Genomic DNA, 21,353 nt, shown 5'->3' with positions numbered 1-21,353 from the left:
GGTCCCTGCGTACTGTGACGATCACCATGTTGCCAAATGGCCACGGAGACGCCTCCGGTGCCCAGAACCAGGGCGCCGTAAGCCTTGCCCTCCCGGGTGGGGTGTAGCCGAACCGGAGACGTCCAGCACCCGGCAGCAGGCGTCGACCGAAAGGTCCTCAACGGACACGCGTACCGGGCGACGCGCTATCCTGCCGGTGTACCAGCAGCGGAACCCGAGCGGCCCTTCTCATCCCGTCTCCGTCTTCCAACTCGTCGCCGCAGGCAAGACTGCTCCGGCGCCACATCCACTCGCCTCGGAAGCGCGCGACACATGGATCGAGGCCGGCGCCCTGGGTTCGTCCAGGGGCCTCAGCCACGATCAGGACCACGACCGCATGACCCAGAGCCGGCGACAGACAGAGGAGAGCCTGACCAATGGGCAACCGTGTCGACACGACGACCGCATCGTGGCGCACTGCTGGCGAGTCACACGACGTCGAGCTCGCGGCCGCCTGCCTGGCCGAGGACGTACAAGTCATCTCGCCGCTGACGGCACGGTTTCGGTTCCAGGGCCGCGACCAGGCCCGCGATATGCTCATCGCCGCCTTCGAGGTCATCGACACGATCCGCTATCACACCGAACTCGGCGACGGATCGGCCCGGGCCCTGTTCTTCAACGGACGCTGCGGCCGCGAGGACTTCGAAGAGGCCCAGTTGCTTCGATTCAACGACGACGGGCTGATCGAAGAACTGACCCTGTTCGGAAGGCCGTTGCCCGGCGTCACTGCCGTCATGGCGGCGATCGGACCGGCCATGCTCAAGCGACGGCAACAACCTCTCCTGGCACGCCTGATCGGCGCGGCCAGCGCCCCGCTCGTAATGCTGACCCGCACCGGCGAGAAGCGCGTCGTTCCACTCGCCGACCCGAACCGACGGTAGTTGAAACCGTTACCGGGCAACGGTTACCGTCACTCCGAGCACCGGCCGGCTTCGAGCGGACACGACCGCAGGTCACCATGATCCGTCGAACGCGCTCGGGGCCGGACTTCAGGTAGCGGCGTGCACCGGATCCGGCACCCGGATCTGGCCGCGACCGGGTGCCGCGGTGCGTAACGAACCGATCGTCGGCTCGGCGCACGGATCCGGCGATGGGCGGACGATCCGCGTGCCGGGCCAGGTCCTGCGGGGATGGTTTGCCGGCGGACCGCCCAACCGCGCGCGGGTATCGTCGCCGGATGTATTTGATCGAGATCACCTCGACGCCGGCCGTAGCCGGCGATCGAAACACCATCGGTGGATGGCCGATCCTGGATCCGGGCCAGACCTGGCCGGCCTGCCGGTGCGGCACCCAGATGGCGCTCTTCTTCCAGCTCGACATCCCGCTCGACGTCCCCACCTTTGGCGGCGACCATCTGCTGGCGTTCCAATGCCCACGGCACAACGAGGCATGCTTCCCGCCCCGGGACCGGCAGCTCCCAGCACTGTACTGGGATCAACCGCCGCCCCCGAACAAGATGTCGTTCTGGCGAATCCTCCGACAACGCGCCGGAGTCAGGGCCGCCTCGGCCGACCCCCACCTGCAGCCGCTCCGGCTGACACTCGAGCGTGCCGAGGAGGTCAGCGACAGGCATGGCAACGGCGCCTCGGCGTTCAAGGTGGGCGGGCTGCCGGCATGGATCCAGGGTCCGGAGAACTACCGCTGCGCGTGCGGCACCGAACTGGCGTTCCTCTGCCAGGTCCCGGAAAACGTCGGCTTCCCCAAGCGACCTGAGGCAGAGCCGCAGATCGACTCGTTCAGCGCCGCCGAGTACGGCATGTTCCTGGGCAACGAGGTCTATCTCCTGGCCTGCCCGGCCCGGTGCGACCCGGCAGCGGTGTGGCCGGTGAATCAGAACTGACCTGTCACTCAGCCGGACATCGCAGAGGGCGCCGATGCATCCTCGGTCTGGAGCCGCGCTGGGGCCGCGTACCGCGCGAAATGATGCCGAACCCCTGCCTGCACCTGCTTCAGACGAGCGCAACAGAGCCGTCGCGCCAACCGCCCGCAGCGCGACACCCGGAAGTCGTTCTCGCTACAACCGTCCCGCGGCGCGCAGCAGGTCGAGCGCTCCCCGGGCGGTCCACTCGTGCAGCTCCGCGACCGCCTCGACGGAACTCGCCGCCGCGTGTGGGGTGAGGATCGTGTCGGGCCGGTCGGCGAGCGGGTCGCCGTCGGTCGGCGGCTCCAGCTCCCGTACGTCGAGGGCAGCCACCGCCACCTGTCCACTGTCCAGCGCGGCCACCAGCGCCGCCTCGTCGACCAGCCCGCCACGGGCCACGTTGACCAGGATCACACCGGGCCGGGTCAGCGCGAGCCGCCGGGCGTCGAGCAGGTGTCGGGACTCGGCGGTCGCCGGCGCGCACAGCACCACGGCGTCGGCGGCGGCGAGCAGCGCGTCGAGATCGACCAGCGGGGTCGGTGCGACCGCGCCGGCGGTCAGGAACGGATCATGCCCGACCGCTTCCAGGCCCAGGCCGCGCGCCTTCGCGGCGACCATGCGGCCGATCCTTCCCAGGCCGACGATGCCGACCGTACGCCCGCGCAGGCGGCGCAGCGGAGCGGTGAGTGCGGCGCCCCCGGCCCATCCGGCGCGGCGGCCGGCACGGTCGAGCATCGGGATCCGCCGCCAGGCCGCGAGCAGCAGCGCGACCGCATGGTCGCTGACCTCCTCGGTGCAGTATCCGGCAGCCGTCCGCAGCGGGATGCCCCGGTCGTGCAGGCTCGGGTCGACGTAGTCGGATCCGACGCTCGACGTCTGCACGCCGACACACCTGCTGAGCGTGGCGACCTCGGCGGCGGTGAACCGCCGTCGACCGGTGACCACGACGACGTCGGCGTCGGCGATCGCCGCCCGCGCCTCGGCCTCGGTGGCCGGTACGACCAGCCGGGCTCCGCCGGCCTCGAGGATCGCCCGCTCCTCTCGGTAGCTGAAATGCGGCAAGGGGTCGAAGACGACGACCACCGGGGACTCGGCCATCTCAGCCTCCGCTGTGGATGATGGGACTGACGAACGGGGGCAGCTCGTCCTGCCGGTGGCAGGCGACGTCGTGGACCAGCGCCGGGGTGACCTCGGCGCACACCGGCCGGGCGTGCGGGCAGCGCGTACGGAAGGCGCAGCCGGACGGGGGTGCCAGCGGGTCCGGCAGGTCACCGGCCGCCAGCGGTACGCTGCGCGCCCGCTCGACCGCGACGTCCGGCACCGGCGCGGCGGAGAGCAGCGCCTGCGTGTACGGATGCCGTGGCAGCGCGAACATCTCGTCCACCGCGCCTCGCTCCACGATCCGGCCGAGATACATCACGGCCACCCGGTCGGCGAGATGCCGCACCACGGCCAGGTCGTGCGCGACGAACAGCAGGGCGAGGCCGAGCCGCTCGCGCAGGTCGAGCAGGAGCTGGAGGATCTGCGCCTGGATCGAGACGTCCAGCGCGCTCACCGGCTCGTCGCAGACCAGCAGCTCCGGGTCGAGCACCAGGGCCCGGGCGATGCCGACCCGCTGCCGCTGCCCGCCGCTGAGCGCGGCCGGGTAGCGGTCGAGGAAGCGGCTGCCGAGCCCGACGAGATCAAGCGTCTCCGCCACCTTCGCGCGCCGCTGCGCCGGGGTGCCGGCGCGGTGCACCTTGAGCGGCCGCTCCACGATCTGCCCGACGGTGCGCCGCGGGTCCAGCGAGGACTGCGGGTCCTGGAACACCATCTGCAACCGGCGCCGCGCCTGCCGCAGCGGGGTTCCGGAGAGCGTGCCGAGGTCGACGCCGGCGAACCGCACCTCGCCACCGGCCAGCGGTTCCAGCCGGAGCACGGCCCGGCCCAGCGAGCTCTTTCCGCAGCCGCTCTCGCCGACCAGGGCGACGATCTCGCCGCGCCGCACGGTGAGGTCGACGCCGTCGACGGCGGTGACCGTGCCGGCCCGGGTCCGGTAGGAGACGGCCGCCCCGCGCACCTCCAGCAACGGCTCCTCGGTGGTCATCGGGCACCTCCGGTGGTTTCTGGTGCGACCTCGGCCAGGTCGGCATGGCGCCAGCAGGCGACCAGTCGGCCGTCGGCGGCGTCGAGCAGCGGTGGATCCGCTTCCCGGCACCGGTCGACGACGTGCCGGCACCGGGGCGCGAAGGCGCAGCCGGCCGGCAGTGCCGCCGGATCGGGCGGCGAGCCCGGAATCGCGGCGAACCGGGTACGGGTCCGCGCGTCCAGACGTGGGACGGAGGCGAGCAACCCGTCGCCGTACGGGTGGTTCGGCGCGCCTATCACGTCGGTCGCGGTGCCGTGTTCGACGACCCGGCCCGCGTACATGATGGCGACCCGGTCGGCCAGCCCGGCCACGACGCCGACGTCGTGGCTGATCACCATCAGGCTGGTGCCGAGGTCGTCACGGAGCCGGCGGAGCAGGTGCAGGATCTGCGCCTGCATGGTGACGTCGAGCGCGGTCGTCGGCTCGTCCGCGATGACCAGGCGCGGCTCGCAGCTGATCGCCATGGCGATCACCACCCGCTGCCGCATCCCACCGCTGAACTGGTGCGGATAGTCCCGCAGGCGGCGGGTGGCCTGCGGGATACCGACCAGGTCCAGCAGCTCCCCGGCCCGCCGGGTGGCCGCCCGCCGACGCAGCCCGAGATGGCGCTGGACCGCCTCCTCGATCTGCCGGCCGACCGGGAGCACCGGGTTGAGCGCGGTCAGCGGGTCCTGGTAGACCATCCCGATCGCACCGCCGCGCAGCTCGTTGAGCTGCCGGGGTGGGCAGTTGAGCAGGTCGACGCCGGCGAATTCGACCCGCCCGGCGGTCACCCGGGCGTCCTCGGGGAGTAGCCGGAGCACCGACAGGGCGGTGACGCTCTTGCCGGAGCCGCTCTCGCCGACCACGGCGAGCGTCTCGCCCGCCCGTACGTCGAGGCTGACGCCGCGCGCGGCGCGCACCCCGCCGGGAAACTCCACGGACAGCTCGCTGATCCGCAGCAACGGTTCCGTTGTCATCGGCCCAGCCCCTTCCGGTCGAACACCTGGCCGTAGAGGTTGACCGCGACCACGAACGAGACCAGGGCGAAGCCGGGGAACAGGCTGGCCCACCAGGCTTCCGGTGTCTGCACCGCGGTGGAGACCATCGCGCCCCACTCCGGCGTCGGTGGTTGGACGCCCAGGCCGAGGAAGCTCAGCGTGGCGCCGGCCAGCGTCGCGGTGCCCAGGTCCAGCACCGCGACCAGGGTGACCACCGGCGCCGCGTTCGGCAGTACGGTCTGCCACAGCACCTGGGCCGGTGACGCGCCGGTCGCCCGGTCGGCGAGGACGAACTCGCGCTGGCGCAGGGTCAGCACCTGACCGCGGGCCAGCCTGGCGTACCGCGGCCACATGACGGCCGCGATCGCGATGACCGCGCTGCTGACGCTCGGCCCGAGCGCCGCTGCGATGGCCAGCGCGAGCACCAGTGCCGGCAGGGCGAGCAGTAGATCGGCCACCCGCATCACCGCCTCGTCGAGCCAACCGCGAACGAAGCCCGCCAACGCACCCAGTGGTACGCCGACCAGGGTGGCCAGCAGGACGATCGAGACACCGATCGGCAGCGTCGCCCGCCCGCCGTGCAACACCCGGCTCAGCACGTCGCGGCCGAGCTGGTCGGTGCCGAACGGGTGGGCGAAACTGGGCGCCTGGAGCCGGTCGGCGGTCTGCTGCGCCAGTGGATCGGCGCTGACCAGCGGCGCGAGCACCGCCAGCAGCACCCAGGCTGCGATGATCGACAGGCCCACCCACTGGGCGGGCGAGACCGGACGCAGCAGCCGCAGCCCCGGCGCCGACTCGACCGGGCGCGTCATGACGCCTCCACCCGCGGGTCCGCGACCCCGTACAACAGGTCGACTATCAGGTTCACCAGCACGTACGCGATGCCGATCAGCAGGGTTCCGGCCATCACGGCCGGAAAGTCCAGCTTGGTGGCGGCGTTGTACATGTAGCGTCCGACGCCGGGCCAGCCGGTGATGGTCTCCACCGTGATGGCACCGGCGAAGAGTTCGCCGAAGGTCAGGCCGACGAGGCTCAACGTCGGGATGAGCGCGAACCGGAACGCGTGCCGGCCGACGATGACGCGCCCGGACAGGCCCTTGCCCCGGGCGGTCCGCACGAAGTCGCCGCGCAGGGCGTCGACCATCGTGGAGCGGACCACCCGCGCGAAGAAGGCGCCGTGGATGACGCCCAGCACCACGGCCGGCAGCACCAGGTGGTGCAGCACGTCCAGCGCGACCGCCGGCCGCCCGGCCAGTAGGGCGTCGATCGTCATCAGGCCGGTGACCGTCGGCGGCGGGTCGAGGAAGGGGTCCAGCCGGCCCGGCCCGGCGACCCACCCGAGCTGCAGGTACAGGACCTGGAGCGCGAGCAGGGCCAGCACGAACGGCGGCATCGAGACACCCAGCAGGGTGGCGCCGCCGGTGAGCCGGTCGAACAGCGAGGACCGGCGCGCCGCTGCCAGGATGCCGAGCGGGATGCCGACCACCAGCGAGATCAGCAGCGCGGCCACGGCCAGCTCGAGCGTCGCCGGAAAGGCGGCGGCCAGTTCGTCGGCCACCGGGCGGCTGGTGGAGATCGAGGTGCCGAGGTCGCCGTGCAGCAGCCGGTCCAGGTAGATCCAGTACTGCTCCCACAGCGGGCGGTCCAGGCCGTACCTGGCGTTGAACGCGTCGACCGCCTGCTGGTTGTCGGCGCCGTTGTTGCCGAGGAAGGCGACGGCGGGGTCGGCTGGCAGGAACCGGCTGATCAGGAACATCAGCAGGGTCATGCCGAGCAGCAGGAACGGCAGCGTGACCAGCCGCCGGGCGATCGACCGGCGGCGGCCACCCCGGCGCCCGCGACGCAGCGGGCGCCGGGTGTCGACGGCCGCCTCGTCCGCCGGCGCCGGGGTGACCACCTGATCAGTCACGGCGCAGCGCCGCGACGTCCAACAGCACGACCTGGTTGGTGGCCTGGTCGAAGCCCTTGATCCGGGCGTCCGCGGCGAACTTGTACGGCACCGAGGCGAGCCCGATCCACGGTCCGTCGGTATTCATCCCGGCCACCACGTCGTGCCAGAGCTGGACCCGCTGCGTCTCGTCGGTCCGCGTCAGCGCGTCCTTCGCGGCCGCCGAGTACTTCGCGCCGTCCCAGCCCGGGTTGGCGCTCGACCAGCCCATCCGCAGCGCCCGGGCACCGTCGGGCAGGTAGGGCACGATGTGCGAGGGGTCCGGGAACGCCGGCCCGTCGATCGTGAGCACCATCTTGCACTGGGCGGCCCGGTACTTGGTCAGGAACGCCGAGTTCTCCTGGCCGTCGATCTTGACCCTGATACCGACGTTCTTCAGGTCGGCCTGCACCTTCTGGGCAAGGTCGAGCGCGGACGGCTGGTGGTCGGTCGACGTGGTGGTGCACAGCTCGGTGTCGAAGCCGCCGCTGAGCCCGGCCTCGGCGAGCAGCCGCTTGGCTTTCTCGACGTCCTGTTTCGGCGCGTCCTGCTCGGCCACCCCGCCGGGGATGAACGGCGGGATCATCCCGTACCACTGCTGCACGCCCTCGGCGAGCTGGCCGATGCCCCGGTAGTCGAGGGCGAGGTGGATCGCCTCCTGCACCTGCTGCTTGGCGAGGTTGGGGTCGGTCTTCGGCGCGCGGGTCATGCCGAGCAGGAACCAGGTCAGGCCCGGCGAGCCGGCGACCTGCAACTTGCTCTCCGACGCGAGCGGCTCCAGCAGGCTCTGCCCGAGCGGCTGGGTAAGGTCGATCTCGCCCCGTTTGAGGGCGGCGAGCTGGGCGTCCGGTGTCGGCATGTCCTGCAGGATGATCTTTTCGAAGTAGGACGTCGGCCGCCACGCGTTCGGGTTCTTCACCATGACCAGCCGGGAGCCGGCGGTCCACGATTCGATCTTGTACTGTCCCGAGCCCGCACTGTTGGCGGAGAGCCAGTTGGTGGCGGTGTCGGTCTTCGCCGCGTCGGCCGCGTCGGTGGCGCCGTTCGCGGTCGCGGTCTCCTTGTCGAGCACGGAGAAGTGGCCGTCGACGAACTGCCGCAGGAACGAGACGTCGGGGCTCTTCAGCGTGACGACCACGGTGGCCGGATCCGGCGCGGTGACCGACGCGATGGGCTCGGCGAGGTAGGACGGCGGACCGGCGAGGTTCTTCAACCGGGTGAAGCTCCACCGCACGTCATCGGCGGTGACGGTGCGTCCGGTGGCGAACTTGGCGGCGGGGTCGAGACTGAACGTGAACGTCTTCGCGTCGGGCGCGACGGTCCACGCCTTGGCCAGGTCGGGGACGACCTTGGCGTAGTCCGTTCCGGCATAGGCGACCAGCGTGTCGTAGGCGGCCCGGTTGACCACGCGGTCGAGGCCGACCGCGCCGACGTGCGGGTCCCACGGACCCTGCGACTTGAGGTTGACCCCGTAGACGAGGGTCTTGGACCGGGCGTCGCCGGCGTCGCCGGATGTGCTGTCGCCGCCGCAGCCGGCGGCGGCGGTCAGCAGCGTGGCAATGGCTAGAAGCGGTATAACACGGCGCATTGCTGCCCCCAGGTGAGCAGAGTTAGAGAGCACGACCGAGTCGAATGGAACTTCGTTTCATGTTGTGACCCGGGATCATTCGCGGCCGGGATCGGCTCTGTCAAGAGGCAGTTCACGACCGTCCACATAGGCCGACGATGGTGATCGAACCGCTCCCGGCAGCCTGTTGACATGGAACGATGTCGTGCCTAGCGTCCAAATGAAATGTCGTTCCATCTGATGGTGGTGGGCCATGCGTAGTAGTTCCGCACTGTGATCACGGCCCGCGCGGCCGTCCTGGAGGAGAGCGGCCGACCGAGGCCCTACGCGCACAGCCGGCCCCTGACCGTCGGCGACCTCGAGCTGCACCCGCCCGGCGCCGGCGAGGTGCTGGTACGGGTCGGTGCCGCCGGGCTCTGCCACTCCGACCTGTCGGTGGTCGACGGTTCGCGGCCACGACCGCTGCCCATGGTGCTCGGCCACGAGGCCGCCGGCGTGGTGGTCGAGGTCGGCCCCGATGTACGCGGCGTGCGCGTCGACGACCACGTGGTGTTCGCGTTCGTGCCAGCCTGCGGCGGCTGCCTGCCCTGCCAGTCGGGGCGACCGGCGCTCTGCGAGCCCGGTGCCGCCGCCAACACCGCCGGGACGCTGCTGCGCGGGCACCGGCCGTTCCGGCGCGCCGGTCGCGAACTGCACCACCATCTCGGCGTCTCCGCGTTCAGCGAGTACACGGTCGCGGCGGCGGAGTCGCTCGTACCGGTCGACCGGTCGCTGCCGATGGACCGGGCGGCGCTGTTCGGCTGCGCGCTGCTCACCGGCGTCGGCGCGGTCGTCAACACCGCGCAGGCCCGGCCCGGTACCGCCGCCGTGGTGTTCGGCCTCGGCGGCGTCGGCCTCGCGGCGGTGATGGGCGCCCGGGCCGCCGGTTGTCATCCGATCGTCGCCGTCGACCCCGTGACCGCCAAGCACCCCGTCGCGCTGGCCGCCGGCGCCACCCACACGCTGGCCGGCGATCCGGACACGGTCGCCGCGGTACGCGACCTCACCTCCGGCGGCGCCGACATCGCGATCGAGGCGGTCGGTAGCGCCGCCGTGCTCGCCACGGCCTATGCCGCCACCCGGCGGGGCGGCACCACCGTCACCGTCGGGCTGCCGGACCCGCGGCAGGTCCTGTCGATCCCGGCGGTCTCCCTGGTCGCGGAGGAGCGCACGCTGCGCGGGTCATATCTGGGCGGCGCCGTCCCGCGCCGGGACATCCCGCGCTACGTCGCCCTGTACCAGGCCGGTCTGCTCCCGGCCGACCTGCTGCTCGGCGGGCACCTGCGGCTCAACGAGATCAACGCGGGCTTCGACGCGCTCGCTTCCGCCACCCTGACCCGGCAGGTGATCACCTTCTAGGGCGGTTCCGCAGGCCGCGCCTGGCGAGCAGGTCGGCCAGGTCGGACTGGGTCAGGTCGAGTTGGCACCGGCGTTCGGACCATGCCGGGTGCAGTTACCAGCTACAGCCCTCGGTGCCCGGCCCTATGAGATTGGTGTACGGCTTGGGTGCCATGGCCCTGCGCGGCGCCCTACGTCCGTTCCTCGTTCGACGCACCCGTGTGCTGCCCCTGCATCCGCTCGTCGAGCAGGCCGAGGACGGTCGTGCACCAGGAGATGTTCTGTTGCTCGTACATGCGTCCGCCGAGCAGCGTGAGATAGGGGCCGATCCGTTCGGTGTCGCGCAGGTACGTGTCCTCGTCGCGTCCGTCGAGGAGGGCGTCGCGGAGGCGGTCGTAGCGGGCGAGTTTGTCGCGGGCCTGCTCCAGCCGGCTGGTCAGGGCGTTCCGTACCGAGGGCAGGTCCTCGGTGTCGGCGGCCTGCAACTTGACCAGGAGGTCGTCGCGGATCGCGGTCGGCCTGGCCGGTTGCGCGACGAAGGCGCGCAGCTCCGCGCGGCCGGCGTCGGTCAGCCGGAACACCCGCTTGTTCGGCCGGCGCTGCTGCTCGACCACGCGCCCGTGCAGCAGTCCGTCCGCCTCGAGGCGTTCGAGTTCGCGGTAGAGCTGCTGCGGGGTGGCCGACCAGAAGTTGGCGACCGAGACGTCGAAGTTCTTGGACAACTCGTATCCCGACGCCTCGCCCTCGGACAGGGCGGCCAGGACAGCGTGGCGCAGCGCCATCTACACAACTCCCGAAGATTGCATTAGTCTCATTGGCACCTATTCAACTTGTTGTCTAATGAGAGGTCAAGTCATGCATCCCTTCCGAGTCGCCATCGAGGCCCGAGACATCGACGCGGCCGTGGCGCTGCTCTCCGACGACGTCGTCTTCCGCAGCCCGATCGCGTTCAAGCCCTACCGGGGCCGGGCCGCCGTCGCGCCGATCCTGCGCGCCGTCGCCCAGGTCTTCCAGGACTTCCGATACGTACGCGAGATCGGCGCCGAGGACGCGGCCGACCACGCGCTGGTCTTCCAGGCACGCGTCGCCGACCAGCAGATCGAGGGCAGCGACTTCCTGCATCTCGACGACCACGGCGCGATCGACGAACTCGTGGTGATGATCCGCCCACTCAGCGGGATGCTCGCACTGCGCGACACGATGGAAGCACAGTTCACCGCCGCCCGGGGCGCCGTCCAGGCGTGACCCCGACCCACCGATCGAGGGACGCGTGCTGCTCGCGAAACTGCTAAACGATCCGACGCGCCTTGAGACACTGTGGCGTAATTGCCTCGACCTACTGCAGGTACCGCCGCAGAAGCAATCCGCAGCCAACTGAGCAGATGGAGTATGCGGACATGAAGGAGTTTCTGGTGGAGCTCGTCACTGATGTCCCAGAGGGCACCGACCCGGCCGAGGTCGATCGACGCCGTGCCGCCGAAAAGGCACGGGCCGGGGAACTGGCCGCCGCCGGTCACCTGGTGCGGCTGTGGCGTCCTGTCGGCGAGTTGCGCAGCATCGGGCTGTGGCGTGCCGCCGACGAGGCCGAACTGCACGAAAAGGTACTCGGGACACTGCCGTTGCGCCCGTGGATGACACCGGCCATCACCGAGTTGGAGGCCCACCCCAACGACCCCGGCAAAGCCGACCTGCCCGCGTGATTCGGTACCCGCTGCCACTGTTTGCCACGCGGCGATGGTGCGTCGCGCCGCGGTGAAGGCTCAGTGCTCCTTACTGATCCGGGACACGTGGTACTGCCGGATCCGCCAGCCGCCCTCGCTGAGCTGAAGAACCAGCGACAGTTGCACCGGGGCTTCCCAACCCGTCGGGTCCCGAAAGGTGACGCCCGCGAACCCACCGGCTACCTCCTGCCCGATCATGTACGTGTGCAGCAGGGTCACCTCGGCATCCCGGTTATCGGGCACCGACTCGTAATAGTCGTGCACCGCCTCTCGGCCGACCACGACCTCGGGCCCGAACCCCTGGAAGAGGGCATCCGGAGTGAACAGGTCCGCCATGGCGTCCACCTGATGGCCGTCGAACGCCGCCTTCCACCGGTCCAGCACTTCTTTCATCGGATCACTCGTCATATCTCGGGGCCTCGTCTCTGTTCGTTGGCGATGTGGAGCTCTGTTGCTGGAGACCGGGGCGTGCCGCAAAAGATCGGGAACCACGCCAGACGGACCGGAAGCCAACGAGCCAAGTCACGCGGGGCACGCTGTTCTCGGCAGTCGCCCGGCTGGTTGTCCCGGTGCGCCTACCAGCCGAAACCAGCGCCTCCCCCCCTTGCAAGAACTAACGATCAAGACTGCTCCGAGCGAGTAGTCATGATGTGACGATCTGGAGGTGCGCTCCAAGGTTGTGCGCCGGCCAAGATCTCCGGTAGGTCCGGTCGAGCCCGTGATCCTCAGCCGGCCAGCTTCCGATTGAGGTACCGCTGCTCCGGCAGGCTCGCCGTCAGCCGGGCGGCAATCCGGTACTGCTCCTTCGCGCCTTCGGCGTCGCCGTCGAGGTCGAGCAGGTGCCCGCGCACGGCGTACAGCCTGTGGTGGCGTTGCATTGCGGGGTGCTCCCGTAGCGGTTCGAGCATGGCGAGACCGGCCGCGGGTTCGTGTGCCATGGCGACGGCGACCGCGTGGTTCAGGGTGACGGCCGGACCCGGCGCGATCCGGCTCAACATGTCATAGAGCAGGCTGATCTGGAGCCAGTCGGTCTCCCGGTACATCACGGCCTCCGCGTGTACGGCGGAGATCGCGGCCTGTAGTTGGAACCTGCCCACGTGGCCGCGGGGCAGGGTCCGCTCCAGCAGTTCGACGCCCTCGGTGATCAGGTCGCGCCGCCAGAGTGATCGGTCCTGCTCCGCGAGCGGCACGAGATCACCGGCGGCGTCGACCCGGGCGGGAGATCGGGCGTGGGTGAGCAGCAGAAGGGCGAGCGCACCGGCGACCTCGGCATGGTCGGGCAGCGCGGCGCGCAACTGCCGGACGAGCCGGATCGCCTCCTCGGCGAGCAGGACGTCGAGCAGCGCCTCGCCCGATGTCCGCGCGTACCCCTCGGTGAACACCAGGTGGCACACGTCGATGACCGCGGCGACCCGGTCGGGCAGGTCCCGCTGCGACGGCAGGACGAACCGCGCACCGGCCTGGCGCAGCGCCAGACGCGCACGACTGAGGCGTTGCGTCATCGTGCGGACCGGGACGAGGTATGCGGCCGCGATCTGCTCCACGCCGAGGCCGGCCACCGCCCGTAGGCAGAGCGCGACCTGCGATGGGCGTGTCAGTGCAGGATGGCAGCAGAGGAAGAACAGCCGTAGCGTGTCGTCACGGTCGTGGGTGGTTACCTCCTCCATCGCGTACGGCCGTCGGGCCGCGTCCAGCGTCTCGCGACGGACCCGGGCCGAGTCCGTCCGGGCCCGGTCGATCAGCCTTCGCGAAGCAACGGTGATCAGCCAAGCTCTCGGCACGTCGGGCACTCCGTCGACGGGCCACCTGGCGGCGGCCGCCTCGGCGGCGTCCTGCAGCGCCTCCTCGCAGTCGCCGAGATCGCCGTACCGGCGCAGCAGTGCCCCGAGGACGTGCGGTGCCTCCCGGCGCCACACGTCCTCGAGGACCGAACGCGTCACTGGTCGTCGCCACCCGGCCACATCAGCGGCCGCAGCTCCACCGTCTCGTCCGGGCCGGAGAACCGAGCGGCGACCTCCTCGGCACGCGCCTGGCTGTCGACGTCGACGAGGAAGAATCCGGCGAGATGCTCCTTCGCCTCCGAGTACGGCCCGTCGCTCGCGAGCGGTTCGCCGTCACGCCACCGGTACAGTCGGGCGTTGGCCGGGTCGCCGAGTGCCTCACCGCCGAGCAGTTCGCCGTTGGCCTGCAGCTCGGTCATCACCTGCTCGAACTCAGCGTTCAGCCGGTCGCGGACGTCGGTGGGCAGTGCCTGGTGGGCCGCGAGGTAGTCACTCGTCGGATGCCCCCAGGGCTGCGGGTTCGAGTGGATCAGAATGACGTACTTCATCGGGCCTCCTAGTGCGCACGACGGCCGTTCCGTCGCTCACCTGGTACGTCGGAGCCGCCCCGCCGATGTCTACATCTTCCACGACCTCGCCGACCGCGCTCCGGCGGCACAACGGATCCTCGTCGGTGAACCGCTGGTAGAACTGGCCCCGGCACCACGTCGACAACGGCCGACGTCCGCTCGTAGCCGCCGGAGTCACCTGTCCAGCCGTGTCCAGCCGCGTCCAACATTCCACTCGGGGCGCCGCTCCCGATTGCGACGATGACCGCTCGGTCCGGGCCGTCCGGCTCCTGACCCAGCGCACCAGTCCCCTCGTGATGGGAGCGGTGAATGTCAGAACGTGTTGTCAGCCACCCGCGTACGAAAAGACCGAGCCGCAGGTCCACGCTCGCGATGGCACTCGCCGTCGTGGCGACGGTGGCCCTCGTCCCGACGGCCGCGGCGGCCGGGCCGGTCGACCGGCCGGTCCTGCCCGCGGGTGCGGCAGACTCGGCCCGGACCGATGGCGCGGCGACCCTGGCCCCGGCCGGCGGCGTGGCCGACGGGTCCCGGGCGGACGGGGCGGCGGACATGGCCGGGGCGATCGCCGAGCAGCGGGGCATCAGCCGCGATGCCGCCGAGAAGCTGCTCCGCGCCGAGAACGCCAATGTGCGACTCGCCAACCGGTTGACCACCGAGCTGGGTGCCAGCTCCGGCGGCGCGTACCTGTCCGACGGCGACCTCGTCGTCACGGTCACCGACACCTCGGCCGCCGCGAAGGTGACCGCCGCCGGCGCGAAGGCGCGGCTCGTCGCCCGTGGCGAACGGCAACTTCAGACCATCCAGCAGGCCCTGGAGACCGCGGCCAGCGAACCGAACACGACCTGGGGGGTGGACCCGGAGACCAACCAGGTGGTGGTGAGCCTGCCGGCGTCGGGGGCGAAGAACGCCACGCAACGCTCGGCGGCGCGCAAGTTCGGCGCGGCGGTCCGGTTCGAGACCAGCGCCGGCCAGATCCAGCCGAACGTCGGGATCTCCAGCGCGGACGCGTTGGGCGGCTGCTCGGTCGGCTTCACCGCCACCGACTTCACCTTCAACTACATCATCACGGCCGGGCACTGCACGCAGGGCTTCCCGCACTGGACGCTGCCCAACGGGCAGGACGTCGGGCCGTCGCTGGAGAGCAACTACCCGGAGAACGACTACGGCCTCATCTGGATGAACGGTGCGTCGGTCTGGCCGACCGGCGTCATCAACCTGTGGAACGGCACGAACCGGAGCATCCACGGTTGGGCGACGGCCGTGAGCGGGCTCTCGGTCTGCAACTCGGGCAAGACCACCGGATTCAGGTGCGGCTCCGTGCTCAGGACCAACGTGACGGTCAACGGCACGGGCGGCACCGTACGCCAGATGGTCGAGACCAACATCTGCACCCTCGGCGGCGACAGCGGTGGACCGCTTTTCGGCAACAACACCGCGTACGGGCTGAACTCGCACGCGAACCGGAACGGCAGCCAGTGCAACGCCACCCCGCGAACCTGGCACCAGCCGGTGGGAGAGGCGATCAACGCGTACCAGGTCGTCATCTACGGCGCGTCGTGACGAGCGGCGACGAGCGAAGGAGACAGGGATGAGAGCCGCATTCACCAGAGCCGCACGCCTCACCGCCGCGGCCGTCATGGCGACGACGGTGGCCCTGACCGTGGCCGTCGGCCCCGCTCAGGCGGACCTCTGGCAGCACACTGACGGATTCGAGGGGGATCCGGCAGCGGTGTGGGAGTTCCACCGCTCGGGCGCCGGCAGCGGCGCATTCGAGCTGGGTACGGGAACGGCCCGATCCGGTTCCAACAACGCCATCCTCACGACATCGGCCGGCGGTTGGTCCGGGGTGGGCAAGCTGCTCACCGTCCGGCCGCGTACCGCCGGGCACTCCACCACCTGCGGCGGAGGGTTCTTCGTCCGGGGGGTGAGCGGACCGGCGGTGCTCAACGTCGAGGTGATCGATCCGGCGAGCTGGACCTATCTCGCACTACGCACCGTCCGCATCACCGACACCGCCTGGCGGCGGCACGACGTGGCCAGCTACGCGGACGGTCCGACCCAGGTGTTCATCCGGGTCTCCCTGCTCGGTGGCAGCGGTGCCGTACGGGTGGACGACATGGCCTTCCAGTGCACCTTCTTCCGCGCCTGAACCAGTCGAGAACAGCGGGGCCGGCGCCACGAGCGCCGGCCCGTTGGGCCACCGCTGGTACGCAATCCTGGCGCCCTCCTCGACGCTGCCGGCGTACGCCGCCTTGAAGCCGGCCTGGCACGGCTTCTGCCTGCCGCCGTTGGCCCGGAACCGGTCGACCAGTTCCCGGTCCGGCATGGTGCTCATGAGTTCTGGGGCAATCCGTGCGCTCGTTCCGGTCCCGTCAGGCTGGGCCGGTGACCAGCGGGTCGTGGACCCGGCCGAGGAAGAGCGGTACGCCAGTGAGCTGGTCGTGGATGACGTACAGGAATGGCCGGTTGACGAAGAACTGCGGCCCTTGCGGGATCGACGGCGGCCGGACGATGACGGCCGACGCGGCTGCGGCCTCGGTACCCTTCTCGTCCACCGCGATGAACGTCTCGTGCACCACGTCGTCGATGCACAGGGCCGGATCGGTGCTCATGCCGGTGAGGTCGGCCTGCGACGTGAACGCCGTGGGCATGCCGAGGCCGCCCAACGCGGCACCCAGCTCGGCCGGCAGGCGGAACGTCCATCGGGGCAGGCGCAGTTGGACGTCGACGAGCCGGAATCCGGTCAGCAACGCGCTGAGCCACGTCACGTCGAGATCCGCCTCGACCGCGGCGAGATCGTCCCGGGTCGGCAGAACGATGGCCATGGCCAGTTCCCCGCCCGCGTAAGGCACGTCGACCGCGCGCCACCCGTCCCCCTCCAGGTAGCCCATCCGATCGAACGGCCCGCGCATGACGGGGACGTCGACGACGCTGCCGTCATCCCGGGTGAACGGCCCCACCGCCGTGGCCGTCGCGGTGAACGGGTACTTCCAGGCCGCCATGAGGTAGATCGCGTTGGTGAGGATCAGGCTGGTGTCGGGGCTCACGGTGCCGGACAGCAACAGCTCCGGAATCTTCGCGTTGGTCCGGTCGGAGACCCAGGTGTTGATCTCCTGACGGGCCGCCTCCGGCGCGTTACGGAAGTCGACAGGGTGTGGCGCGGCACCGTAGTGGCCGGCCACGATGTCCCGGAACCCGGGTCTCAGGCTCAGATCGGACCGTGTCCACAGGGCGTTGGCCGTGGTCAGCCGGGGCTGCCTGGTTCCGTCGCCGTCCCGGTACCGGCCGGCGAGCATCTGATCGACGGTGTTGAGCCCGCTGTCGAGCGCGCCGGGTCGCGGATACGGCGCGTGGAGCACGGCGTCCATCTCGTCCGCCGTGGTCGAGCCGGCGCCTGCCCTGGTCATGGCGAGGGCGAGCCCCACCGAGTACGGCGCGCACACCACGTTCTCACCCGCTCGGGTGGACGCCAGGGTGCGGTAGAGATCGGCCGTGAAGCCGCGTACCGCAGTCGCGGCGGCCTCCACCGTGGCCGGGTCGGGGGGTACGCGTACCGGATCCGTCGACGCGGACGACTCGCCGAGCCAACGGGGATGGCCCGGGACGGTGGTCAGGGCAGCGGCGGCAAGCGGTACCGTCCGCAGGACCGATCGACGCGAGACCATGCAGCGACGGTAGAGCGGTCCTAAGGGGTGGCACCAGGTACAGGTCCTGAATTCATCGATATTGAGCAATGTTTGCCAGGTGCCTTGGATCAAACCGCACTCCCTCACCGGGAGCCGGGAGCCGGTAGCCCGACGTCCGCATCTGCCGTCTGCTCGTCTGCCGCATCTGCCGTCTGCTCGTCTGCCGCATCTGCCGTCTGCTCGTCTGCCGCCCTCGACGCAAGCCCCTACGTCCCGAGCAGGCCAGGGCACTAACATCGCCTCCGTGATCGAGGACTTCGCCAGCCGGCTCCTGCTTGATATGGCCCGCCTCGACCCGTGCGCGGCAGTGGTCGAGGTCGGCGAGCAGGAGGTCGACGGGCTCACCGACTACAGTCCGGACGGCCACCAGGCCCGCGCCGATCTCGCCGCCTGCGCCCTACGCGAGCTCGAGACCCTGCACGGGGTGCTGCCCGCGACGAGCTCGCTGCACGGTCACCTCGCCGAACGGCTGCGCGCCCGCATCGCCTTCCACGATGCCGGGGAGGATCTGCGCGAACTGCATGCGGCGGCCACCGGCCCGCTCCAGCTCATCCGCCAGTCCGTCGAGGCCGCGGTGCCCGGCCGCGACGCCGAGGGCACCGCCTACGAGGATGGCTGGGCCCGTGTCGGCGCGCGCCAGGCCGCGATCCCCGCAGCCCTCGACGGGTACGCCCGCAGTCTCCTGCTCGCCGCCGAGCGCCGTCACCTGCCGACCCGGCGCCAGATGGAGCTCGTGACGCAGCGCTGCCGCAATTGGGTTGACGATGACATCGCTCTGGTGGAGCGCTACGGCGATGGGCGGCAGCGGACGTCGTTGCAGGCGGCGGCACAGGGCGCGCGGGAGGCGTACCAGAAACTGGCCGCGATGCTGACCTCGGAGCTGGCACCGCAGGCGCGCAGCGAGGAGGCTTTCGGGCCGCAGCGGTACGCACTCTGGGTGCGGAATTTCCTCGGCATCGAGCCGGACCTGCGCGAACTCTACGACTGGGGCTGGGACGAGTTCACCACCATCGAGGCGGAATTGGTCGCGGAGGCGAAGACCCTGGGCGGAAGCGTGCCCGCGGTGCTCGACCGGCTCGACGGGCCCGACGCGCCAGGCACCCTGCACAGCCGGGCCGCGTTCGGTGCGTGGCTGCAGGAGTTGTTGGAGGTCACCACCGGGCAGCTCCACGGCGTGCACTTCGACATCCCCGCGCCGCTGCGGCGCATCGAGTCCCGGGTGACCGTGTCGGCCGGTACGGGCTACACCGGGCCGTCGCTGGACCTGACCCGGCCAGGCCGCGTCTGGTGGTTCCTCCCCGACGGCCAGGCGAGCTTCCCCACCTGGTACGCCTACAGCACGGCGTACCACGAGGGCGTTCCCGGCCACCACCTCCAGGTCGGCTACGAGGCCTGCAAGGGTGGCCTCGGTCAGCGGCTGAACCTGCTCGGTGGGCTCTCCGGCTGCCGAGAGGGTTGGGCCTTGTACGCCGAGCGGTTCATGGACGAGCTCGGGCGCTACGAGCAGCCCGGCGCACGATTGGGGTACCTGTTCATGCAACTGCTGCGGGCGGCGCGGGTCGTGCTCGACATCGGCCTGCACCTGCGGCTGCCGGTGCCGTCCGGTGACGGCGCATCGTGGACGCCGGATGCCGCGCTGCAACTGCTGCGGGACCGCTGTCATCAAGGACCGTACGCATCCGCGGAGCTCGCGCGTTATCTGGGTAGGCCAGGCCAGGCGCTGGCCTACAAGGTAGGCGAGCGGGTGTGGCTGGCAGGCCGCTCGTCCTTCCCCGGCGACCGGCGAGCATTCCACCGTCGGGCGCTGGAGGTCGGCTCGCTGGGACTGGACCAGCTGGCGGAGGCGCTGGCCGGATGACCGCGTCACTCGACCAGACGGGGCGTCACCACCAGAATCAGCGAGGCCATGCTCGCTACGGCAGCGCAGCACCGTTTCGCGGACAAGCCAGCCTCCGTCGGAGGTACCGCGGTGGTTGCGGCAGTTGTCCGGCGGCTCTACCAGGGGTACACGGACGTGCGGAGGGCTGGCAGGCTTGCGGACACCTGGTGGTCCTGCGGTAGGAGCACTTATGCCAGACCCAGCACTGTACGTCGTCGTCCGGCGGGGACGCCATGAGTTCCGGCTCGACCGGTCTGGTGCGTTGAGCCTGCCGGCGTCGCTGTTCGATGGCCCGGACGCGTGGAGGGATCCGAAGGGTCGGGTCGAGGCCGAGCCGTACGACGAGGTGTGGGCCTCCGGCGGTGTGCTGCTCGACCACGACCGGCGCCTCCTGCGCTGGTACAACCGCCAGGGCATCGCCAACGACAGCGCCGGACTGCGCCGTGCCGTTCTGCCGCTGCTCGGATGGCGCTGGCCCGGCTGGACCGTCGAACACGCCGACCACGGGTACGTGGACGTGATCGCGGGCCTGCCGGTCGACGGGGGCACCCTGCTGATGCCCGACCGACCGCTGCGTGGGCTCACCATCGCGGACCTGGTCGCCGGCATGAACGCGCCGAGCGGCGTCCTGGGCCGGCCACTGAGCCTCGACGAGTACGTGGCCGCAGTCGACCCGTTCGAGCACCTGTCGCACCTGCGCGGGTACGAGTTGACGGTCGTGAGTGTGCGTGACGTCGAGGGGACTGTCCGCGACCACGTCGGTGGGATGTCGCTGACGCCCCTGCTGGCGACCGGTCCGGAGCTGCTGACAATGCTGCGGGACCTGCCGACTGTGACCGTGCCCGGCGAGCAGTACGTCGACGGTGGGGTCTTCGTCGATGTCGCGGGCCGGACGGTCACCGCCTGGCAGGGGCGCAGCGGCCGCCTCGCGTCGGCACGGCTCGCCGAGCGGTGGCCGGGCTGGCTGCTGAGCGTTCACCACGAGGGGCTGCCCGGACACCTGCGCCGTTCCGGCCGGAACGACGCGCCGCTGCGGCTGCCGTGGCGGACCGTCCTGGCCGAAGCATGCCTGATGTTCGATCACGACGTCGGGCGGGCCGAGAAGGACTTCGCGGCGCTGCTGCGCGACGGAGCCGCCTGGCCTGGCCGGCCAGGATTGACCGGCCGACGGCTGGCGGTGCTGCACCGGCTGTGCGTCACCCGTTCAGGCGCCGACCCCGGTCCTGACCCGGATAGCGCATCCCCAGTCGCCTCTCCGGGTCAGCGCTGAACCTCTTGTCGAGGGGCACGGAAGGGCTCATTCTCGAGGGCCTCTGGTGGAACCAGGCACGAGGGCCGGCGGTCCAACCCGACATGCGCATGGTCGTCTTCCTCAGCTCCGTCCTGTTGGGCCTGCTCGTCGGCGCTCTCACGCTGCGTGTCGGCTGGGATCTGCCGGTGCGTACCTCCTGCTCAGGCGACCAGTGCACATCGCACTCGTGGGTCGACGTCGACTGGGACCGCGTCAACTGGGAACTGAAGCCGACCAGAATCGCCTGCTTCGAGGCCAACCCGACCAACCATGACGTTCTGATCGGACCGGGCGACGAATGCGTACGGTCCCGTGGTGACGTCATCGAGCACCAGGCCACCTACGAAGAGCTACGAGAAGAGATCCGGCAACGGCGCATCCGGGCCCTTGCGATCGCCGGCGCCGCGATCGTGCTGCCACCGATCGTCGTCGAGATGTGGTGGCGGGTTCGCCGCAGGCCGACACCGGCCGCACACTGACCCACGCTCCCCCGGACCGGGCGTCCATCGCCCTGGACGCGGTTCCTGTTCCTGCGTCCGAGCGCGGT

Annotated in this window: 21 protein-coding genes; 10 read left to right on the top strand and 11 right to left on the bottom strand. The window is 70.7% G+C overall.

Translation table 11 applies throughout. The features are described from left to right. The first annotated feature begins 416 nt into the window (after positions 1-416). Complete coding sequence (locus tag I0C86_RS15095) at positions 417-920, top strand: nuclear transport factor 2 family protein (protein ID WP_196201847.1); 504 nt, start codon at positions 417-419, stop codon at positions 918-920. Between the two features lie 296 nt (positions 921-1,216). Further along, positions 1,217-1,879 (top strand): hypothetical protein, encoded by a 663-nt coding sequence (locus I0C86_RS15090; protein ID WP_196201846.1) that lies wholly within the window; start codon positions 1,217-1,219, stop codon positions 1,877-1,879. A gap of 174 nt (positions 1,880-2,053) precedes the next feature. Here the strand turns inward: I0C86_RS15090 and I0C86_RS15085 are convergent, their stop codons facing one another. Genes I0C86_RS15085 through I0C86_RS15060 form a run of 6 tightly spaced genes read right to left on the bottom strand, consistent with a single transcriptional unit; the run spans position 2,054 to position 8,556 of the window. Next, positions 2,054-2,998, bottom strand: coding sequence for an NAD(P)-dependent oxidoreductase (locus tag I0C86_RS15085; RefSeq protein ID WP_196201845.1), 945 nt, complete (start codon positions 2,996-2,998; stop codon positions 2,054-2,056). A gap of 1 nt (position 2,999) precedes the next feature. Further along, on the bottom strand, positions 3,000-3,986 hold the full coding sequence (locus tag I0C86_RS15080; RefSeq protein ID WP_196201844.1) for an ABC transporter ATP-binding protein: 987 nt from the start codon (positions 3,984-3,986) through the stop codon (positions 3,000-3,002). Beyond that, positions 3,983-4,987 (bottom strand): ABC transporter ATP-binding protein, encoded by a 1,005-nt coding sequence (locus I0C86_RS15075; RefSeq protein ID WP_196201843.1) that lies wholly within the window; start codon positions 4,985-4,987, stop codon positions 3,983-3,985. Before I0C86_RS15075 ends, I0C86_RS15080 begins: the two co-directional genes overlap by 4 nt. Continuing rightward, on the bottom strand, positions 4,984-5,820 hold the full coding sequence (locus I0C86_RS15070) for an ABC transporter permease (protein ID WP_196201842.1): 837 nt from the start codon (positions 5,818-5,820) through the stop codon (positions 4,984-4,986). The genes I0C86_RS15075 and I0C86_RS15070 overlap by 4 nt, the downstream gene beginning before the upstream one ends. Next, on the bottom strand, positions 5,817-6,917 hold the full coding sequence (locus I0C86_RS15065; RefSeq protein ID WP_323373642.1) for an ABC transporter permease: 1,101 nt from the start codon (positions 6,915-6,917) through the stop codon (positions 5,817-5,819). The genes I0C86_RS15070 and I0C86_RS15065 overlap by 4 nt, the downstream gene beginning before the upstream one ends. Beyond that, positions 6,910-8,556, bottom strand: a complete 1,647-nt coding sequence (locus tag I0C86_RS15060; protein ID WP_196201841.1) for an ABC transporter substrate-binding protein — start codon at positions 8,554-8,556, stop codon at positions 6,910-6,912. The genes I0C86_RS15065 and I0C86_RS15060 overlap by 8 nt, the downstream gene beginning before the upstream one ends. Positions 8,557-8,775: 219 nt before the next feature. Here I0C86_RS15060 and I0C86_RS15055 point away from each other — a divergent pair, with 219 nt between their 5' ends. Then, on the top strand, positions 8,776-9,900 hold the full coding sequence (locus I0C86_RS15055) for a zinc-dependent alcohol dehydrogenase family protein (protein ID WP_323373641.1): 1,125 nt from the start codon (positions 8,776-8,778) through the stop codon (positions 9,898-9,900). Between the two features lie 170 nt (positions 9,901-10,070). On the opposite strand, the gene I0C86_RS15050 is transcribed toward I0C86_RS15055, so the two are convergent. Beyond that, positions 10,071-10,661, bottom strand: a complete 591-nt coding sequence (locus I0C86_RS15050; protein ID WP_196201840.1) for a PadR family transcriptional regulator — start codon at positions 10,659-10,661, stop codon at positions 10,071-10,073. A 73-nt stretch (positions 10,662-10,734) separates the two neighbouring features. Here I0C86_RS15050 and I0C86_RS15045 point away from each other — a divergent pair, with 73 nt between their 5' ends. Continuing rightward, entirely contained in the window at positions 10,735-11,124 is a 390-nt protein-coding gene (locus tag I0C86_RS15045) for a nuclear transport factor 2 family protein (RefSeq protein ID WP_196201839.1), read from the top strand. A 152-nt stretch (positions 11,125-11,276) separates the two neighbouring features. Next, entirely contained in the window at positions 11,277-11,579 is a 303-nt protein-coding gene (locus I0C86_RS15040) for a muconolactone Delta-isomerase family protein (RefSeq protein ID WP_196201838.1), read from the top strand. Positions 11,580-11,639: 60 nt separating this feature from the next. Here I0C86_RS15040 and I0C86_RS15035 read toward each other — a convergent pair whose 3' ends face one another. From I0C86_RS15035 to I0C86_RS15025, 3 genes are all read right to left on the bottom strand, one after another. Then, the gene (locus I0C86_RS15035) at positions 11,640-11,993 is read right to left on the bottom strand and encodes a YybH family protein (RefSeq protein ID WP_230394179.1); all 354 of its coding nucleotides are present in this window, start codon (positions 11,991-11,993) and stop codon (positions 11,640-11,642) included. A 332-nt stretch (positions 11,994-12,325) separates the two neighbouring features. Continuing rightward, complete coding sequence (locus I0C86_RS15030) at positions 12,326-13,540, bottom strand: RNA polymerase sigma factor (RefSeq protein ID WP_196201836.1); 1,215 nt, start codon at positions 13,538-13,540, stop codon at positions 12,326-12,328. Continuing rightward, positions 13,537-13,929: a YciI family protein gene (locus I0C86_RS15025; protein ID WP_196201835.1), complete on the bottom strand. Its 393-nt coding sequence runs from the start codon at positions 13,927-13,929 to the stop codon at positions 13,537-13,539. Before I0C86_RS15025 ends, I0C86_RS15030 begins: the two co-directional genes overlap by 4 nt. A gap of 330 nt (positions 13,930-14,259) precedes the next feature. Here I0C86_RS15025 and I0C86_RS15020 point away from each other — a divergent pair, with 330 nt between their 5' ends. Together I0C86_RS15020 and I0C86_RS15015 are read left to right on the top strand one after the other, a co-directional pair. Then, complete coding sequence (locus tag I0C86_RS15020) at positions 14,260-15,510, top strand: S1 family peptidase (RefSeq protein WP_196201834.1); 1,251 nt, start codon at positions 14,260-14,262, stop codon at positions 15,508-15,510. Between the two features lie 28 nt (positions 15,511-15,538). Continuing rightward, on the top strand, positions 15,539-16,099 hold the full coding sequence (locus I0C86_RS15015) for a hypothetical protein (RefSeq protein WP_196201833.1): 561 nt from the start codon (positions 15,539-15,541) through the stop codon (positions 16,097-16,099). Positions 16,100-16,322: 223 nt separating this feature from the next. On the opposite strand, the gene I0C86_RS15010 is transcribed toward I0C86_RS15015, so the two are convergent. Further along, positions 16,323-17,615 (bottom strand): serpin family protein, encoded by a 1,293-nt coding sequence (locus I0C86_RS15010; RefSeq protein WP_196201832.1) that lies wholly within the window; start codon positions 17,613-17,615, stop codon positions 16,323-16,325. Between the two features lie 265 nt (positions 17,616-17,880). On the opposite strand from I0C86_RS15010, the gene I0C86_RS15005 reads away from it, so the two are divergent. The 3 genes from I0C86_RS15005 to I0C86_RS14995 all read left to right on the top strand — a co-directional run bounded on the left by I0C86_RS15005 (position 17,881) and on the right by I0C86_RS14995 (position 21,285). Beyond that, on the top strand, positions 17,881-19,494 hold the full coding sequence (locus tag I0C86_RS15005) for a DUF885 domain-containing protein (RefSeq protein WP_196201831.1): 1,614 nt from the start codon (positions 17,881-17,883) through the stop codon (positions 19,492-19,494). 211 nt (positions 19,495-19,705) lie between these two features. Next, positions 19,706-20,785, top strand: a complete 1,080-nt coding sequence (locus I0C86_RS15000) for a hypothetical protein (RefSeq protein ID WP_196201830.1) — start codon at positions 19,706-19,708, stop codon at positions 20,783-20,785. Positions 20,786-20,868: 83 nt separating this feature from the next. Further along, entirely contained in the window at positions 20,869-21,285 is a 417-nt protein-coding gene (locus tag I0C86_RS14995; protein ID WP_196201829.1) for a hypothetical protein, read from the top strand. The last annotated feature ends 68 nt before the right edge of the window (positions 21,286-21,353 follow it).

It is taken from the genome of Plantactinospora alkalitolerans (assembly GCF_015690345.1).
GTDB lineage: Bacteria > Actinomycetota > Actinomycetes > Mycobacteriales > Micromonosporaceae > Plantactinospora > Plantactinospora alkalitolerans.
This window is presented reverse-complemented; position numbering and strand designations above follow the sequence as displayed.

Excerpts from the sequence above, each read along its gene's own strand:
- I0C86_RS15095 (WP_196201847.1), top strand. The coding sequence starts at position 417 with ATGGGCAACCGTGTCGACACGACGACCGCATCGTGGCGCACTGCTGGC.
- I0C86_RS15090 (WP_196201846.1), top strand. The coding sequence starts at position 1,217 with ATGTATTTGATCGAGATCACCTCGACGCCGGCCGTAGCCGGCGATCGA.
- I0C86_RS15085 (WP_196201845.1), bottom strand. The coding sequence starts at position 2,998 with ATGGCCGAGTCCCCGGTGGTCGTCGTCTTCGACCCCTTGCCGCATTTC.
- I0C86_RS15080 (WP_196201844.1), bottom strand. The coding sequence starts at position 3,986 with ATGACCACCGAGGAGCCGTTGCTGGAGGTGCGCGGGGCGGCCGTCTCC.
- I0C86_RS15075 (WP_196201843.1), bottom strand. The coding sequence starts at position 4,987 with ATGACAACGGAACCGTTGCTGCGGATCAGCGAGCTGTCCGTGGAGTTT.
- I0C86_RS15070 (WP_196201842.1), bottom strand. The coding sequence starts at position 5,820 with ATGACGCGCCCGGTCGAGTCGGCGCCGGGGCTGCGGCTGCTGCGTCCG.
- I0C86_RS15050 (WP_196201840.1), bottom strand. The coding sequence starts at position 10,661 with ATGGCGCTGCGCCACGCTGTCCTGGCCGCCCTGTCCGAGGGCGAGGCG.
- I0C86_RS15045 (WP_196201839.1), top strand. The coding sequence starts at position 10,735 with ATGCATCCCTTCCGAGTCGCCATCGAGGCCCGAGACATCGACGCGGCC.
- I0C86_RS15040 (WP_196201838.1), top strand. The coding sequence starts at position 11,277 with ATGAAGGAGTTTCTGGTGGAGCTCGTCACTGATGTCCCAGAGGGCACC.
- I0C86_RS15035 (WP_230394179.1), bottom strand. The coding sequence starts at position 11,993 with ATGAAAGAAGTGCTGGACCGGTGGAAGGCGGCGTTCGACGGCCATCAG.
- I0C86_RS15025 (WP_196201835.1), bottom strand. The coding sequence starts at position 13,929 with ATGAAGTACGTCATTCTGATCCACTCGAACCCGCAGCCCTGGGGGCAT.
- I0C86_RS15020 (WP_196201834.1), top strand. The coding sequence starts at position 14,260 with ATGTCAGAACGTGTTGTCAGCCACCCGCGTACGAAAAGACCGAGCCGC.
- I0C86_RS15015 (WP_196201833.1), top strand. The coding sequence starts at position 15,539 with ATGAGAGCCGCATTCACCAGAGCCGCACGCCTCACCGCCGCGGCCGTC.
- I0C86_RS15010 (WP_196201832.1), bottom strand. The coding sequence starts at position 17,615 with ATGGTCTCGCGTCGATCGGTCCTGCGGACGGTACCGCTTGCCGCCGCT.
- I0C86_RS15000 (WP_196201830.1), top strand. The coding sequence starts at position 19,706 with ATGCCAGACCCAGCACTGTACGTCGTCGTCCGGCGGGGACGCCATGAG.
- I0C86_RS14995 (WP_196201829.1), top strand. The coding sequence starts at position 20,869 with ATGCGCATGGTCGTCTTCCTCAGCTCCGTCCTGTTGGGCCTGCTCGTC.